Annotated in this window: 15 protein-coding genes and 1 pseudogene; 6 read left to right on the plus strand and 10 right to left on the minus strand. The window is 57.0% G+C overall.

What is annotated here, in order from left to right; all coding sequences use genetic code 11:
• The first annotated feature begins 52 nt into the window (after positions 1–52).
• The 4 genes from FHR70_RS05810 to FHR70_RS05825 are packed head-to-tail and all read left to right on the plus strand — an operon-like array spanning position 53 to position 3,422.
• On the plus strand, positions 53–829 hold the full coding sequence (locus tag FHR70_RS05810; RefSeq protein ID WP_183447974.1) for an ABC transporter ATP-binding protein: 777 nt from the start codon (positions 53–55) through the stop codon (positions 827–829).
• Positions 819–1,556: an ABC transporter ATP-binding protein gene (locus FHR70_RS05815; RefSeq protein ID WP_246407801.1), complete on the plus strand. Its 738-nt coding sequence runs from the start codon at positions 819–821 to the stop codon at positions 1,554–1,556. Before FHR70_RS05810 ends, FHR70_RS05815 begins: the two co-directional genes overlap by 11 nt.
• A 4-nt stretch (positions 1,557–1,560) precedes the next feature.
• On the plus strand, positions 1,561–2,442 hold the full coding sequence (locus FHR70_RS05820; protein ID WP_183447976.1) for a branched-chain amino acid ABC transporter permease: 882 nt from the start codon (positions 1,561–1,563) through the stop codon (positions 2,440–2,442).
• Between the two features lie 5 nt (positions 2,443–2,447).
• On the plus strand, positions 2,448–3,422 hold the full coding sequence (locus FHR70_RS05825; RefSeq protein WP_183447978.1) for a branched-chain amino acid ABC transporter permease: 975 nt from the start codon (positions 2,448–2,450) through the stop codon (positions 3,420–3,422).
• A gap of 28 nt (positions 3,423–3,450) precedes the next feature.
• On the opposite strand, the gene FHR70_RS05830 is transcribed toward FHR70_RS05825, so the two are convergent.
• The 10 genes from FHR70_RS05830 to FHR70_RS05875 form a co-directional block, all read right to left on the minus strand.
• Entirely contained in the window at positions 3,451–4,476 is a 1,026-nt protein-coding gene (locus tag FHR70_RS05830; protein ID WP_183447980.1) for an NADP-dependent oxidoreductase, read from the minus strand.
• A 170-nt stretch (positions 4,477–4,646) separates the two neighbouring features.
• On the minus strand, positions 4,647–5,717 hold the full coding sequence (locus tag FHR70_RS05835; RefSeq protein ID WP_183447982.1) for an LLM class flavin-dependent oxidoreductase: 1,071 nt from the start codon (positions 5,715–5,717) through the stop codon (positions 4,647–4,649).
• A gap of 72 nt (positions 5,718–5,789) precedes the next feature.
• Positions 5,790–6,089 (minus strand): hypothetical protein, encoded by a 300-nt coding sequence (locus tag FHR70_RS05840; protein ID WP_183447984.1) that lies wholly within the window; start codon positions 6,087–6,089, stop codon positions 5,790–5,792.
• A complete protein-coding gene (locus FHR70_RS05845) occupies positions 6,086–7,687 on the minus strand; it encodes an SDR family oxidoreductase (protein WP_183447986.1) in 1,602 nt (533 codons plus the stop codon). Before FHR70_RS05845 ends, FHR70_RS05840 begins: the two co-directional genes overlap by 4 nt.
• A gap of 21 nt (positions 7,688–7,708) precedes the next feature.
• Positions 7,709–8,233, minus strand: a complete 525-nt coding sequence (locus FHR70_RS05850; protein WP_183447988.1) for a flavin reductase family protein — start codon at positions 8,231–8,233, stop codon at positions 7,709–7,711.
• A 190-nt stretch (positions 8,234–8,423) separates the two neighbouring features.
• A complete protein-coding gene (locus tag FHR70_RS05855; protein ID WP_246407802.1) occupies positions 8,424–8,975 on the minus strand; it encodes a nuclear transport factor 2 family protein in 552 nt (183 codons plus the stop codon).
• Positions 8,972–11,074 carry an acetate--CoA ligase family protein gene (locus tag FHR70_RS05860; RefSeq protein WP_183447990.1) on the minus strand — a complete coding sequence of 701 codons (2,103 nt, stop codon included), beginning with the start codon at positions 11,072–11,074 and terminating at the stop codon, positions 8,972–8,974. The genes FHR70_RS05855 and FHR70_RS05860 overlap by 4 nt, the downstream gene beginning before the upstream one ends.
• Positions 11,075–11,124: 50 nt before the next feature.
• A complete protein-coding gene (locus FHR70_RS05865; RefSeq protein WP_183447992.1) occupies positions 11,125–12,009 on the minus strand; it encodes an SMP-30/gluconolactonase/LRE family protein in 885 nt (294 codons plus the stop codon).
• 82 nt (positions 12,010–12,091) lie between these two features.
• Complete coding sequence (locus FHR70_RS05870; RefSeq protein WP_210277481.1) at positions 12,092–13,318, minus strand: ABC transporter substrate-binding protein; 1,227 nt, start codon at positions 13,316–13,318, stop codon at positions 12,092–12,094.
• A 108-nt stretch (positions 13,319–13,426) separates the two neighbouring features.
• Positions 13,427–14,185: a glucose 1-dehydrogenase gene (locus FHR70_RS05875; RefSeq protein ID WP_183447993.1), complete on the minus strand. Its 759-nt coding sequence runs from the start codon at positions 14,183–14,185 to the stop codon at positions 13,427–13,429.
• A 222-nt stretch (positions 14,186–14,407) separates the two neighbouring features.
• Between FHR70_RS05875 and FHR70_RS05880 the strand changes: the two genes are divergently transcribed.
• Both FHR70_RS05880 and FHR70_RS24585 read left to right on the plus strand, forming a co-directional pair.
• Complete coding sequence (locus FHR70_RS05880; protein ID WP_183447995.1) at positions 14,408–15,184, plus strand: IclR family transcriptional regulator; 777 nt, start codon at positions 14,408–14,410, stop codon at positions 15,182–15,184.
• Between the two features lie 131 nt (positions 15,185–15,315).
• A pseudogene (locus FHR70_RS24585) lies at positions 15,316–15,506 on the plus strand (3-oxoadipyl-CoA thiolase); the annotation flags it as partial.
• Between the last annotated feature and the right edge of the window lie 7 nt (positions 15,507–15,513).

A 15,513-nucleotide genomic window follows, 5' to 3' on the forward strand; every position in this document is an offset into this window, starting at 1 on the left:
AGCCAGACATCCGGGGGAAAGAGTGACGATCAGCCAAAACCCGAGTAGGACGATGACCAGCACTTCGGACGACTTGGCAGACTATGCGCTCACCGCTCGTGGTCTGACGAAGCAATTTGGTGGATTCGCGGCTGTCAACAATGTTGACCTATCAATACGTCGCGGATCCATCCATGCGCTGATCGGACCGAACGGAGCTGGCAAGACAACGTGCTTCAATCTCCTCACGAAGACGCTGGCGCCCACACGCGGTACGATTATCTTTGAAGGGCGGAACATCACCAACTTGCGGGCGGCGGACGTCGCCCGACTTGGCTTGGTCCGCTCGTTCCAGATCTCAGCGACGTTCGCTCATTTGACGGCTCTCGAGAATGTACGCGTGGCACTGCAGTCGCAGTATGGAAAGTCATTTCAGTTCTGGCGCTCGCTCGATGCCGTTGCCCCGCTCAATCGGCGTGCCGAGGAACTGCTTGAGCGGGTTGGTCTCGCCAATGCGCGGCACCTTGCAGCCTCCGATCTGTCATACGGTAAGAAGAGGGCACTTGAGATTGCTACAACCCTCGCCCTGGAGCCGCAGGTGATGCTGCTCGATGAGCCGACCGCCGGCATGGGACACGAGGACATTGAGCCGATCACCGACCTCATTCGCGAGGCAGCACAAGGGCGGACAATCCTGATCGTCGAACACAATCTTTCGGTTGTCTCGACCCTCTGCGACAGGATCACGGTTCTGCAGCACGGTGAGCTTCTGACCGAAGGAACCTATCGGGAGGTTTCGTCAAATCCTGACGTGATCAGCGCCTATATGGGAGGCGTCGATGAGCTTTGAGAAAGCGCCTACCACGGCAATGCAGAGTGGGGCGGTGCTCCGCGTCGAGAACCTCAGCGCCTGGTATGCGGAGTCGAAGGCCCTGCATGGAATGAACTTCGATGTTCGGGAAGGAGAACTCCTGACTCTGATCGGACGCAACGGTGCAGGCAAGACGACCACCCTTCGCTCCATCATGGGAATTGTGAGAAAGCGAACAGGGTCGATCAAGTTCAAGGGCGACGAGCTCATCGGCCGCCGGGTTTACGAAGTGGCCCGCAAGGGAGTTGGCTATTGTCCGGAAGAGCGGGCGATATTCAGCTCTCTCTCTGTCAGGGAAAACCTAACCCTGCCTCCGGTCCTCCAAAAGGGCGGGATGAGCGATGAGGAATTGTTCAAGACTTTTCCTAATCTTCTGCGGCGCGCCGGCAGCCAGGGCACGAAGCTGTCCGGCGGCGAGCAGCAGATGCTGGCCATCGCGCGGATTCTCCGCAATGGTTCCCGCTTCCTGCTGCTCGATGAGCCGAGCGAGGGGCTCGCGCCGGTCGTTGTGAAGGAAATTGCGGAAATTATCCTGCGCCTAAAGACCCAGGGTTTCACGATTATTCTTGTCGAGCAGAATCTTCGGTTTGCAAGGCGCGTTGCTGACCGGCACGTCATCGTAGAACATGGCAAAGTCGTCGATATCCTAAACGCTGCCGAGCTTGAGGCCGACATGGACCGCGTCCAAACTTATCTCGGGGTTTAATCCGATGTTCGATATGATTTCCCCGCAACTCGTCTTCGGGCAGCTACTGATTGGTCTTATTAACGGCTCGTTCTATGCCATGCTCAGCATGGGCTTGGCCATCATCTTCGGGCTGATGAATGTAGTCAACTTTGCCCATGGCGCTCAATACATGCTGGGTGCGTTTACCGCCTGGGTCCTGCTCAACTACCTTGGCGTTTCCTACTGGCCGGCGCTGATCATCGTGCCGATTGTGGTTGCGTTCTTTGGGATTATGCTTGAGCGACTTGTGCTCAAGCCCCTTCAGAACCTGGACCATCTTTACGGTCTGCTGGCGACCTATGCTGTGGCCCTCATCGTTGAAGGCTTGGTGCGTCAGAAATACGGCTCAACGGGACTTCCCTATGGAAGTCCGATCCCAGGGGGCGTGAACCTGGGCTTCATGTTCCTGCCCTATTACAGGCTGTGGGTCGTCGTGTTCTCGATTGTGACCTGCCTTGGCACCTGGCTCCTCATCGAGCATACCAAGCTGGGTGCATACCTGCGAGCCGCCAACGAGAGGCCGGATATCGTTGAATCGTTCGGCATCAATGTTCCGCGAATGGTCACCCTCACTTATGGGTTGGGTGTTGGACTCGCTGCACTGAGTGGCGTGCTGGCAGCGCCCGTTTATCAGGTGTCCCCATCGATGGGGTCAAGCATCATGATCGTCATCTTTGCTGTTGTGGTGATTGGTGGCATGGGCTCCATTATCGGGGCAATTGCCACAGGATACATGCTCGGCATCCTGGAAGCGTTGACCAAGGTCGTGTATCCGGCTGGGGCCTCAACCGTCATCTTCGTGTTTATGATCTTGGCTCTTATCATCCGACCGAATGGCTTGTTTGCCGGTACGGGGAAATCCTGATGAATATGCGTCTTCTCTGGTTGGGTCTGCTGGCGGTCGTTCTGATCGTTGCGCCATTCTTCACATATCCCGTCACGCTGATGACGATTCTGTGCTTCGTCATTTTCGCGTGCTCGTTCAATCTTCTTCTCGGCTATACGGGACTGCTGTGCTTTGGCCATGCCATGTTCTTCGGCGGAGCTGCCTATATTACCGGCCATATCCTCAAGACAACCCATGTCTCCCTTGAACTGGCTCTACTCGGCGGGGTAGGGGCAGCCTCGCTGCTCGGTCTCCTTGTCGGGTGGATTTCACTTCGGCGGTCCGGGATCCAGTTTGCTATGATCACCTTCGCTATCGCGCAGTTCATTTATTTTATCATGTTGCAGATGCCCTTTACTGGCGGCGAGGACGGCATGCAGGGCATTCCGCGCACGAAGCTCTTTGGCATCATCGACGCGAGCACCTCGTTCGAATACTACTACGTCGTGCTTGCCATCGCTGCACTGAGCGTCGCTCTGTTCTATCGGATCGTCCACTCGCCTTTTGGCGAAATCCTCAGAGCTATTCGCGACAATGAGCCCCGTGTCGAATCTCTGGGCTTCAAGCCTGAGCACTACAAACTCCTTGCTTTCGTCCTATCGGCTGGCCTGGCCGGCCTGGCTGGTGGGCTCAAGGCGACCGTCTATCAGTTCGCGACGCTTGCCGACGTATCGTTTCCAATCTCCAGCGAGGTCATTCTGATGACACTCCTTGGAGGGCTCGGAACTCTGACAGGCCCAATGGTGGGTGCGGGGCTGATCATTCTCCTGAACGACTATCTGTCAAGCTTCGGGGAATGGGCGCTGATCACGCAGGGCATCATTCTACTCATCGTGATCATCTTCTTCCGCCGGGGCTTGGTCGGAGAGTTGAATGCCTTGAGGCGTAAGATGCGCACGAAAGCTAGCCCCAAGGCACCCGCTTCGGCAGAATTCGCTAGCAGAAGCCCTGGAGCGTAGAGAGAGTGAGCCGCTTGGGGAGCAATCCTCAGGCGGCTTCCGCGATGCGGATGATGCTCTTGCCGGTATTCTGGCCTTGCAGCATGGCAAGGAAGGCAGGAACGATCTGGCCAAAACCCTGGTACAAGGTGGTCTCGAGCCTGATCTGTCGGTTCTTCAACCATCCGGCCATGGTCTCATGGAATTCTGGGTGGTTCCGAGCTAGATCTGAGACGATAAAGCCTCGAATTGCGAGACGGCGCACCAGGATCCAACGCATATACTCGTCAAGAGACTTCGGATCGAGATCATTCTGGCCGCTGTACTGCGAAATCAGCCCACACACGATGATACGTCCGAAGAGCTTCATCTGCTTCTGTACGCAGAAGCTGATCCGTCCGCCAACATTGTCGAAGTAGATATCGTATCCATCGGGACTGACCGCCCGGAGATCTTCTTCGAAGGTGGATGAGCGGTAGTCGACGCAGGCGTCGAAACCAAGTGTTTCGACCACGGTCTTACATTTGGCATCCGAACCGGCGATGCCGACCACGCGGCACCCGAGAGCCTTTCCGATCTGCCCCGCCAGGGAGCCGACAGCGCCAGCGGCGGCTGAAACAAGTATCGTTTCGCCTGCTTTGGGTTGGCCCATGCTGAGAAGGCCTGCATAGGCGGTATAGCCGGTCATCCCCAATGGTCCGAGCCACGCCTCAAGCGGAGCGCGCTCACGATCCACACGCGTTGCTACCTTGCCGAGCACGATGGCATAATCCTGCCACCCGCCTGGAATGGCCACGAGATCTCCCTCCTGCCAGTCGTCATGGCGGGAGCTGACCACCTGGGCGATGGAGCCGCCTGGAATCTGCTCGCCGATTTCGAGTGGAGGTGTGTAGCTCTCCCTGTCGTGCATCTTAAGGCGCAGATAGGGATCAACCGAGACCAACAAGTTGCGACAGAGGATTTGACCGTCACCAGGCAGGGGAACCTCACCTTCAGCAATCGTGAAGACATCTGCCGTGGGTTGCCCTGGGGGGCGTCGCGCGAAGCAGATGCGGCGATTGACAAGATGGTTCATCACGAGTTCCTCAATCCTTCGACCTTGTTGAGAGCCGGCATTTTTTGCGCGGCTGCTTTGATAGCAATCCTGGGGCGCTCGCCAGGGCCGATTCTTCCATGCAACACAATACGTGTGCCCTCATGAATAATCCGCCCTATTGGTCGCAACAGGGCGGATCCAACGGCAAGTTATTGTGCTGCCACGAGGCTTCTGTCAGATCCAAGGGCCTTATTCACGGCCGGGATGATCTTTTCTCCCCAAAGTTCGATTTGACGCACCATGGTCTGCTGGTCGAAGTCGCCGAGCTGCGTCTGGATTGCAATGTGATCGGGCTTGAGAACCTCAATTTCGGCCAAGAGGCGGTCAATAACGTAATTCACACTTCCAATTGGGAGGTTCTTGCGCATCTGCTCGAAAGAGAGATCCTTCTGTGTTGGGGTTTCCTTCAGTAGATACCCGTCCTCACTCTGCTGACGGCGCTGGTGGAGAGCTTCAGACAAGCGGCGCTGGAAGCGTGCATTGTCGAGATAACTTTCAATTTCGGATTCGTTAGAGCTGGCATAGGCACACCGGAGGAAAGCTACTCTCGCGTCTCTAACATGCTTGCCCTCGGATGCTGCGGCCTGCTCAAGGGACTCGCGTAGTTTGGCGATTGTGTCCAAGCCATCGTGGAAAGCGGTTACGAAAAGATGGTTTCCCTCGCGATAGGCGCGGCTCATCGACCGAGAACTTCCAGCGGCAAGGTAGATCGGAGGGTTAGGTTGCTGAACCGGACGCACGGAAATGGCCGTTGGCGGGATCTGGCGATACTGCCCGTTATGCTCGTATATCTTCTGCTTCAGGCCTTTTTGGAGAATGTCCAGGTACTCCGAGAAGATCGCTGGCCCCTCGTCGACATTGACGCCGAATCGTTCGAACTCGAACTGCTGGTATCCAGATCCGACGCCGAGATCGAGGCGGCCGTTGGAGACGATATCTGCGAACCCGGCTTCTGCGAGGAGGCGTTGCGGATGATAGAGTGGCAGTACGCAAACTGCAGTTCCGAGTCGAATGGTGCTCGTCACACCAGCGCAGTGAGCCACCATCATCAAAGGTGACGGCACGAGGCTGTAGTTATTGAAGTGATGCTCTGCAAACCAGGCAGAGTTGAATCCGGCCTTCTCGGATGCGACGGCCTGCTCAATCGAGTTGCGGATCACCTGCTCGGACGTCTGATGGTATCCCCGTTGTGCCGCTAGTATAAACGTACCGAATTCCATGACAGGTTATCTTTCTGGTCGTTAGAGAAGAATATGGGCTATCGGCTGGTTCAGATGCCGCGAGTCAGATGATTAGGGGGAAGTTCGCTCTACATGAGCACGGATGAGATTCGATGTTTCATCGACCCAGCCGAACGGCGCAGCTGTAGAAATCATACTGCCATAGTCCGCGCGCCATGTCGGAACCGTAGGGGCACCGGGCAAGGTAGGGATGATATCAATTCCGATGAGAGCGTTGTCGTGGTCGACGAAAATCAGTTCTCGTACCTGTGGATGCCGATCAGACAGGCAGCTCAGCACGATCTTGAAGCTGCGAAAGTCTTCGGCATCCTGGAGGGTCAAACCTCTACTGGAAGAATAATGCACAATCATGCCATATTGACCTCATCGGAGGCTCCCGGATTACTTGCCGACCCGGCATTGCCGAAAGAGGTCCAGCCGCCATCGACATAGAATGCCGAGCCATTAATGTATGAGGCTTTTGAGGACGCCACAAAGTGCACGACATGAGCGACATCATCAGGTCGGCCAAAGTCGCCCATTGGAATACGTCGCCTGATCGCCCCGGCATCGATGCGGCCGGATCCTTCCAGTTCTGCGACACCTGGCGTTCGGATATATCCGGGCGCAACTGTAACCGTACGGCGTCCGTCTGGACCTAGCTCAGAAGCCATACAGCGTGTGAGGACATCGACAGCTGCCTTCGATGCCCCATAAGCATGGCGTGGCGCAAAGGGCAGAAACGAATTGATTGATCCTATATTGACAATGACGCCGTCGCGATCCGGCATCATGCGCAAGGCCTCACGCGCACAGAGGAAAGCCCCTGTCACGTTGACGCTGATCGTCCGGTCCAAGTCGGCGGCGGTCTGCTCAAGACTAGGCTTGAACTCATCAGCAATAGCTGCATTGTTGACAAGAACATGGATCGTTCCGCAACGCTGCTTGATTTCGGCAAAGCCATCGACCACCTGCTGTTCGTCGGTGATGTCGATGCCGATGCCTATATGCTCCTCACCGAGAGATCGAGAGACGGCTTCCGCCGCCTGCGCCTCCTTATCGACAACTATCACCCGATCGCCGGATGCGGCAAAGCGTTGGGCGATCGCTTCCCCGATTCCCCGCCCGGCACCTGTGACAACCACGTTCCGGCGTTTCTGTTTGATCTGAGGCGCTTGGAGTTCATCCGTAGGGGCGCCCTCGACAGGTGGGTGCGCAGTACCGGGCTGGTTGAAGGAAGCCCATCCTCCGTCAACGGGCACAACAGAGCCGGTGACGTAACGTGCTTCGTCGGAAGCAAGAAAGCCGATGACGGATGCCATTTCGTCTGGTCGCCCGATCCGTCCTAAGGGGACACGCTGTCGCACCAGGCCGAGGTCAGCTTTTCCGGTTCGTTCGAGCTCGGCAACCATGGGTGTGCGGACGTATCCTGGCGCGATTGCATTGACCCGAATGCCCTTACCAGCCCATTCGCACGCGAGAGACTTGGTCATTGATATGAGACCTGCCTTTGAGGCCGCATAGGCATTGCGGCGCGGATTGCCGAGAACACCTGCCATCGAAGCCGTGTTGACGATGGCCCCCCCCCTCGTCATGCGCTTCGCGGCCTCCTTGGCCATCAGGAAAGGGCCATAGAGATTCACCTGCAATGCCTTGCGAAAGTCAGCCGCGACTGTCTCTATGGTCGGAGCCATCGTAGGTCCTAGAGCGGCATTGTTGACGAGGACGTCCAGTCGGTCGACCTGAGTGTCGAGCCAATTGTACAGTTCCCGTATGTCCTGCTCTGATCCGAGATCGCAGGAATGGAATAGATGCTCCTCTCCGAACGCCTGAAGGGCTGCGGGGAAGCGATCGGTAGGCAGATCGACAGCAACGATCCGGAAACCTCTCGCTGCAAATTCTTCGAGCAGAGCCTGCCCGATGCCGCCGGCAGCACCAGTAATAAGGACAACTTTTCTTTCGTTGCGCACGGCGATTGCTCCCAATGAGGTTTAGAAATGGGTACCAAGACGGCGGAAGTATCCATCACGGTAGAGGAGGGGAGAGCCGTCGTTCGACTCAAGGGCTTCAACGCGGCCAAGATAGACGCTGTGCGTGCCGCAGAGCGTGACGGATTCAACGACGCAATCGAAGCTGGCCAACGAACCTTTCAGAACGGGTGCGCCGGTTGCAACCTCGATCCACTCGCCCGCGGAAAATCGCTTCTCAGTATCTATCTTCGAAGTTGAAAACAAACGGGCGATTTCGTGCTGATCTTCAGTCAGGAAGTTGACGACCATTCGTCCGCTTGCGGCAATGACGGCTTCCGTGCGGGCGCTCTGGTTGACGCAGACCAGAATGGTCGGCGGATCTGTCGTGGCTGAGCAGATAGCGGTTGCAGTCAGGCCCGCTCTTTGTCCACCATGAGCAGTCGTAATAATGGCTACCGGCGATGCGACTTGGCGCATCGCGACTCTGAAATCATCGGCAGAGACGGCGCCTACCTGCCTGGGCATGGATTTCGGTGCTCTTGCCATACTCAAGCTCTCCATTCGCAGAATATGTCTTTTGTAATGCCTTCCGGATCCGAAAGATCGCTGAAGGATCAGAGACGGCTCCCGCTGTTATTCTTGTTTCAATGGCTCAGAGGTCTCAAGGTGAGAGCAGCTGATAGGCCGAAATTCATCGTTGTGAATAAAAATCCGGTGCGCAGAACGCTTACAGTTCTCAAAATTCTTCTCTGCTGAAGAGTGCATAACTGGCATCCGCCGGGAAGGCAGCGCCGATCGGCTTTCGTGCCCCGAAGCGTTCGTCCTCGCTCAGCATCGGTACTGGCTGAGGTTCCATCCAATCATATACCACGGTGCGATCCAGAACCCGCCACTCCTGACCCCGCTTTTCGAAGAGGTCGCAGTACCGGCCTGCCAAAAGAACCTGTTCCGTTTGGCCTCCGGCTGCAGGTCCGCGCTGCAAGGCATGGAAGTAGCTTTCGACAGCCGCTTGTGTCGGGCTTTTGAATTCGATCAGGATATTGCTGACCTGATGGATCATCCGAGGATTCGATCTGAAGACCTTTTGCGCAAGTTCGATGAACCCTTCTGCGGGACCAATGTAGGCACCGTGGCGATCATAGGCATCAGGCCAATAGGAGGAGCGCAGGCTTGTTACATCAGCTCGGTCGATTCCTCGACAGTAGCGGTAGAGACAGTCCCGAATGGCCTCCCTATCCATGAGCTCGATGAGCAGGCTATGCATATCGCGAGTTGGGCTCATGGTCATTGGCCCCCCTGTCTAAGAATAAGTAGCGCATCGAGTGGCACGACACCCTGGCCCTTGGGAAGAATGCGCACTGGATTCAAGTCAATCGACTCAATGCGATCGGCGTTGGCGGCGGCGAAGCGAGATAGATTGGATAAGAGCTCAGCCAAGGCATCGATATCGGCGGGCTCCTCGCCGCGCACTCCCTCAAGGATGGCGTAGCCCCGGATCTCGCGGATCATGCGGTGAGCTTCAGCGACGTCGAAGGGAGCCGCGCGGAAGGTGACATCCTTCAGCACTTCCACGAAGATGCCGCCAAGCCCAAACATCACGACAGGTCCCAGGACCGGGTCCTGCACGACGCCAATAATCGTTTCGACGCCGCCGCTGATCATCGGTGCTACCACAATACCCTCAAGATAGGCACTTGGACACTTCTCCACAGCCTTTGCCAGGATCTCCGCTCCCATGCGATTGGCTTCTTCAGCTGTCCGAATATTGACGGCGACGCCACCGACCTCGGTCTTGTGAGCGATATCCGGGGATGAAATCTTCAGCACGACCGGGAATCCGATCTCGCCGGCCGCAGCACCAATGTCACCTCCGGGTGCAACAAGTCGCTCCTGCGGGAATGTGAGGCCCGCACGGCTTAGAACATCCTTGGCACCGCGCTCTGACAGAGCGCTTGCCTCGATTGAGATCTTTTCTCCCGGGGCAACCGGAGCGGTTTCTTGAGCTTCGTCGAAGCTTCTCCGGAAACGTGTGAGCGCGCCAAGGGCACGGATCAGCGCCGAGCCATCCTCATGGGCGATGAAGCCGTTCGCCTCATAGCGGCGGAAAACGTCCGGCCCCGCCGACATGGTGAGAGCTAGAACCTTCTCTTCATATCCTTTCGTCGCCTCGAGCAAGGTCTTGCGCAAGGGCTCCGCAAAGCTGGAACTGCCGGGACCGGTGCCGAAAATACCGACGAAGATATCGTAGCCGCCCTTATCAACCACGGCATTGATATACTTTGCCATCAGAGGAAGATCCGTCACAACCTGCGCCGTTGCATCAACGGGGTTGCGTGGCGATGCATAAGGAAGCATTGCTTTGAGCTCTTCCTGCGCATCCTCCGGCATGATCGCTACATCGAGGCCGTTGGCGACCGCGTCATCGGCCATCTGGATGCCGAAGCCGCCTGACATGGTGAAAATTCCGATTTTGTTGCCCCTCGGGTAGATGCCTCGGGCACACGCATAGGCTACGTCGAGTTGCTCAGCTGTGCTCGCAGCTCGAAAAACGCCAAACTGCCGCAGAACCGCATCGAAAACGGCATCAGACCCAGCAAGTGCTGCAGTATGCGATGCGGCAGCAGCGGCTCCGACATCAGACCGGCCCGTTTTCATGAAAACAATGGCCTTTTCGTTTCTGCGGGCGTGTTCGAGCGCAGCAAAGAAAAGCTCATGGTCTCTGATGCTCTCGGCATAGGCCATGATGACCTTCGTTTCCGGCTGGTCGACCATCCAGTGCAGCACTTCGGCAAGGTTGAGATCGGCCTCGTTGCCCGTCGTAATCCAGTGGCTGATGCCGAGGCCGCGGTTGCGGGCCAAGTGGGCGATATGTGCGCCATAGGCGCCGCTTTGCGAGACGATGCCAACGGGCCCAGGCTTGATGAACTCGTTGTCCAGTACAACCGAGAACGTGCCATAGAAGTTAGAAGCCGGATTGAACACACCGAGACAGTTCGGGCCGAGGATGCGCATGCCGCTCTTGCGGGCAATCTGACTGATCTCATCCTGCAGAATACGGCCTGGGTCTCCTGTTTCGGCAAAACCGGCCGAGAAGATGATTGCGTTCTTCACCCCAAGTTGCGCCGCATCGCGGACGGCCTGAACGGTCGCCTCTGCCGGCACGGCCAGCAGCGCCACGTCAGGGGTCTCCGGCAGAGCCGCGATGGATGCGTAGGCCGGGATGCCCTGAACAGTATCGCGGTTAGGATTGACTGGCAGAATGCGGCCGTCATAGCCGGCCTCTCGCATATAGCGCAGCGGACGCCCGCCGATGCGTGCCATATTGTCGGATGCACCTACAATGGCAACAGAACGTGGGGCCAGGAGTGCAGAAAGAGGAGAAGACACCGGACGTGGTTCCTTTCGGTAGCCTAACAGAGGATCGAGCTTCAGCAGCGTTACTCGGCTGTGATCTTGAACCGCGTTTCAGGTATTCCCTTGACGCCGAGCCCTTCGATAGCAAACAGGTGGCCGCCGGCAGGGTGCCGGGATATGGCGCGACCGGATCCGGAATCCTTGATCGATGTGACATAAAGAGTGCTCATGTCCGGTCCTCCGAAAGCAATGCAGGACGGCATGTCGACTGGACACTCGATGACACGGTCGACTAGGCCTTCGGTGTCAAATCGAGCAATTTTGCCGCTTTGTACGAGAGCCACCCAAATGAAGCCCTCGCTATCGATAGTGGCGCCATCGGGCCCGGAGTTGAACGGCTTCGTGTCAACGTGGATCCGAGGCTCCTCGAGGGGACCCGATCCAGACCCGTAGCGGTAGGCCCGGACGCTGCGGTCCAGACTGTCAGCGAAGTACATGGTTTCGCCATCTGGGCTGAAGCAGAGGGCATTCGCGATGCGGATCCCGTTGGCCAGCATCTGCGCAGCGCCCTTGCCGCTCACCCGATAGAGCTCACCAAGCGGGTCAGCCTGCACGCCCATGGTGCCGCACACGAAACGCCCTTGGCGATCAACCTTTCCGTCGTTGAAGCGAACAAGCGGGTCCGGCGGATCGAGCTTGAACAGAGGATCGGCTCTCCCGGTCCCAAGGTCGACCAGATAAATCCCGTCGCTGAGGCCGGCAACCAGCTTTTCCCCTTCCGCGAGGCCGATCGATCCGATCGTCGACGGCATCTCCCATTCGTGGAATTCGCCCGTTGCTTGATCGTAGCCTCGGATCAGCTTGCGCACGCCGTCAACCCAGTAAAGGCGCTGCTTGTCGGGGTCCCAGACGGGGCTCTCGCCCAGCATGTCGGGGACCTTGGAAATTCGGGTAGCAGAAAGAACCATCAGAGATCTTTTATGTTGGCGCTAAACAGAAACTGCTCCTCACAAGAGGCCGGGATGCACAGGCGCCCCGGCCGACGGGAGATCAGCTCTTGTTGACCAGCGGGCAAGCGCTTTCCGACAGGGGGCGCCAAGCCTGCTCTGCGGGAACTTCACCGAGAATCTCGTAGTAGTCCCAGGGATACTTGACCTCACCGGGCTTCTTGACGCGGACAGTCTTCATGGGCCGCATGACCACACCGTCGGCGCGGATCGAGACATTGTTCAACATCATGTCGTTCACAGGCGTGGCACGCATCTTGGCCATGACTGCGTCGCCCTCGTCCGTCCCTGCCGCGGCGACGGCTTTCAGGTAATGGTTGACGGCCGAGTACGTGGCAAGCTGTGACTCGTTCGGAATGCGCCCCTGGAACGCCTTTCCATAGCGCTTCGCGAGTTCGCGCGTGCCTTCATTCTGGTCCCAATAGGCCGAGCTGGTGAACACCATGTCCTGAGCAGCTTCCAAACCGATACCGTGTACCAGATTGATCTGAAGACCGAGCGGCGCGAGCTGCTGTCCGGCACTGGTAATTCCAAATTCTTTCGCCTGCTTAATGACGTTGGCGAGGTCGGATCCGGAATTTGCTATGCCAATGACTTTAGCCCCGCTCGCCTGAGCCTGCAGGAGCTGGGACGAAAAGTCAGTCGCGTTGAGCGGGTGCAACGTCGATCCAAGAACCTTGCCGCCGGCGGCTTGAATGAAGCGAGTGGCATCCTCCTGCCACATCTTCCCGAATGTGTAGTCGACAGTGATGAAATACCAGGTGTCAAGGCCGCGCCCAAGCAGTGCACTGACAGTGCCCTTCGGTAGCGTGTAGGTATCGTACGCCCAGTTCGTGCCCATCGGCGTGCATTTCGAGTTCGTCAGATCGGACGACGCAGTGCCGGCGATGAGGTAGGGTTTCTTATGGCTTGCCATGACGGGCTGAAGGGCGAGTGCGATCGATGATGCTGAGCAGCCGACGATCGTGTCGACACCCTCTTTCTCAATCCACTTCAACGCAGCGGCAACCCCGACATCCGGCTTGTTCTGGTCATCGGCAACAACGACTTCAATTTTCGTGCCCTTGATCTGGCCACCTGCATCCTCGACGGCAAGCTTAACAGAGGTGACGGATCCTGCGCCACAATTATCAGAGTAGACGCCCGATTGATCGTTCATGACGCCGATGCGGATAACGTTATCGGACATCTGGGCCATGGCTGGTGTAGCAAGTGCCGTCGCTGCAAGGAGCATGGTCGCGCGTGCGAGGCGGATAGTGCTGCTAGACATGTTCTCTTCCTCCACTAAAGCCCCAATTTTCGTTGGCGTAAGGGGGCAAATCTGTCATTCCTGATAGGCGTAAGCTTGGTGCTGTTTATCCGGCGAGACATGCCCCCATTATGAGAACGCGTAGGTGATTGCGCCATCGACGAAGATCATATCGCCGGAGATGAAGCTCGCTTCGTCCGACGCGAGAAATACAGCTGCGTTGGCAATATCCTCAGGTTGCCCGAGGCGACCAAGCGGAACGCGCTGGCGCCGGCGTTCCCAAGCGGCTTCGTCTACCACGAGGTTCGCGCCGTCGGTCTGTGTTGGTCCAGGCGCAATGGCGTTGACGCGCACATTGAGAGACCCGAATTCCGCAGCGCCCGAGCGGGTGGCAGCCGCAACAGCCGCTTTGATTGCGGAGTACATAATGCCATGCTTCATCGCGAGCACGGCAGAGGGGGATGCAATGTTGATGATGGATCCCCGCCCGGCCTCGCGCATCTGGGGCATTATAGCTTGGTAGCCCCAGATCACGCCTTTGAAGCCCACATCGATCATGCGGCCGATGACTTCCTCAGTCTGCTCCTCAAGGGGGCCATAACGGTTCCACATCGCGTTGTTCACGAGGATCGTCGTGGGGCCGTAGACCTGCCTTAGCGACTCTGCCGCTGCCATCACCTGCTCACGTACCGCAACATTGCCTACCAGCGCGACGGCTTTTCCACCATCTCGGCGAATTGCTTCTGCTGCGGTTTCGGCAACCTCCTCTTTAAGGTCCAGTACGCCGACGGCTGCCCCTTCTCGTGCAAAGGCATCGCTTATGGCCCGCCCTATGCCTCGGCCGCCGCCGGTCACCAATGCTACATGCCCTTGAAGTCTGCCACTCACGTTCGTTCCTCCTCGAGGCGGGAGCACGTAACACTCCTCGCGGAGCAAGGGCGTCAAATCGCCAATGCTCAGTCACTTAGAACCGATGGCCACACCGCCTTATTGCTACTTTTGGATGGGCTGGGTTGACTCCGAAAAGGATGGCATGTGCACTCTGGGGCAACCAGATTTTTTTGTATCTGCGATTTACATTCATATACATGAAAATGAGCGGGAGTAGCTATGCAGTCATCTCAAGTCAAATCGGCAATGCGTGCTCTTGAGATCCTCGAGTACTTCAGGCGCGTGCAACAACAGCGTTCGATGTCAGAGATTGCTGCGGACCTTCATTATCCTCAATCAAGCGCGACAGTTCTGCTCAAGACATTGATAAACTTGGGCTATCTCAACTTTGACCGGCGTCAGCGAGTGTATTTTCCGACCCCAAAGGTAACCGCATTGGGAGATTGGATCCCACGCAAGCTTTTCGGTACAGGGCAGATCCTCGAAGCGATGCGCGATGTCCATGCCGCCACAGGAGAGGGTGTCTTTGTCGGTGTCGCTAATGATGTATATCTACAGTACATCAAGACATTGGAGTCGATCCACGCCCTCCGTTTTCATCTCGACGAAGGCACGATCCGTCCTCTTACGCAGTCGGGGGCAGGGTGGCTTCTTCTTTCAACCTTAAGCGACGACAAGATCGACAACATCGTCCGTCGCGCAAACATCGCGACACCTACCAATCAACGCGTGAAGTTGAGCGTTATGATGGAGCGTGTCACGCAAATCCGGGAGCAAGGATACGCTGTAGCGGAAGATATACCGATTTTAGGTGGACGTACCCTCTGCGTTCTTTTGCCAGCGACGGTCCAGGGTCAGCCAGCGGCCCTGTGCATCGGTGGAGTAGCTGAACGCTTTCGACAGAATCATGATCGGTATCTAAACGCTCTGCAGGCGGCGGTTCGATCCGCTAGAATCCCGGATAGCTTCGATGTCCCAGTAAATATCGATATTTGACGTTGATCGTCAAAAAAGATCCTGAGCTGACGGATCTCAAAGTTGAGTAAAGATGACGATCAATCCAGATGGCAGGCAGTATGTAAGTCAGGGAAAGTTGACCAATGGTTAGAGGCTATGTCTGAGCGTATGTGCGCACACCCAATGGTCGGTATGGTGGCTCTTTGTCGAGTAAGCGAGTCGATGATTTCGCTGCATTGCCCTGAAGGCTCTGCTGGAGCGCTACTCAATCCCGGATTTCGAAGTCGTCGACGACGTGATCCGTGACTGCGTCAACCAAGCCGGTGAGGATAGCCGAGACGTGGTTCACATGGCGGTGCTGCATGAAC

Source organism: Microvirga lupini (assembly GCF_014191055.1).
Classification (GTDB): Bacteria; Pseudomonadota; Alphaproteobacteria; order Rhizobiales; family Beijerinckiaceae; genus Microvirga; species Microvirga lupini_A.

Bases quoted from the DNA above. Each gene is read 5' to 3' on its own strand.
- FHR70_RS05810 (WP_183447974.1), top strand. From the start codon at position 53: ATGACCAGCACTTCGGACGACTTGGCAGACTATGCGCTCACCGCTCGT.
- FHR70_RS05815 (WP_246407801.1), top strand. From the start codon at position 819: ATGAGCTTTGAGAAAGCGCCTACCACGGCAATGCAGAGTGGGGCGGTG.
- FHR70_RS05820 (WP_183447976.1), top strand. From the start codon at position 1,561: ATGTTCGATATGATTTCCCCGCAACTCGTCTTCGGGCAGCTACTGATT.
- FHR70_RS05825 (WP_183447978.1), top strand. From the start codon at position 2,448: ATGCGTCTTCTCTGGTTGGGTCTGCTGGCGGTCGTTCTGATCGTTGCG.
- FHR70_RS05830 (WP_183447980.1), bottom strand. From the start codon at position 4,476: ATGAACCATCTTGTCAATCGCCGCATCTGCTTCGCGCGACGCCCCCCA.
- FHR70_RS05835 (WP_183447982.1), bottom strand. From the start codon at position 5,717: ATGGAATTCGGTACGTTTATACTAGCGGCACAACGGGGATACCATCAG.
- FHR70_RS05840 (WP_183447984.1), bottom strand. From the start codon at position 6,089: ATGATTGTGCATTATTCTTCCAGTAGAGGTTTGACCCTCCAGGATGCC.
- FHR70_RS05850 (WP_183447988.1), bottom strand. From the start codon at position 8,233: ATGGCAAGAGCACCGAAATCCATGCCCAGGCAGGTAGGCGCCGTCTCT.
- FHR70_RS05855 (WP_246407802.1), bottom strand. From the start codon at position 8,975: ATGACCATGAGCCCAACTCGCGATATGCATAGCCTGCTCATCGAGCTC.
- FHR70_RS05865 (WP_183447992.1), bottom strand. From the start codon at position 12,009: ATGGTTCTTTCTGCTACCCGAATTTCCAAGGTCCCCGACATGCTGGGC.
- FHR70_RS05870 (WP_210277481.1), bottom strand. From the start codon at position 13,318: ATGTCTAGCAGCACTATCCGCCTCGCACGCGCGACCATGCTCCTTGCA.
- FHR70_RS05880 (WP_183447995.1), top strand. From the start codon at position 14,408: ATGCAGTCATCTCAAGTCAAATCGGCAATGCGTGCTCTTGAGATCCTC.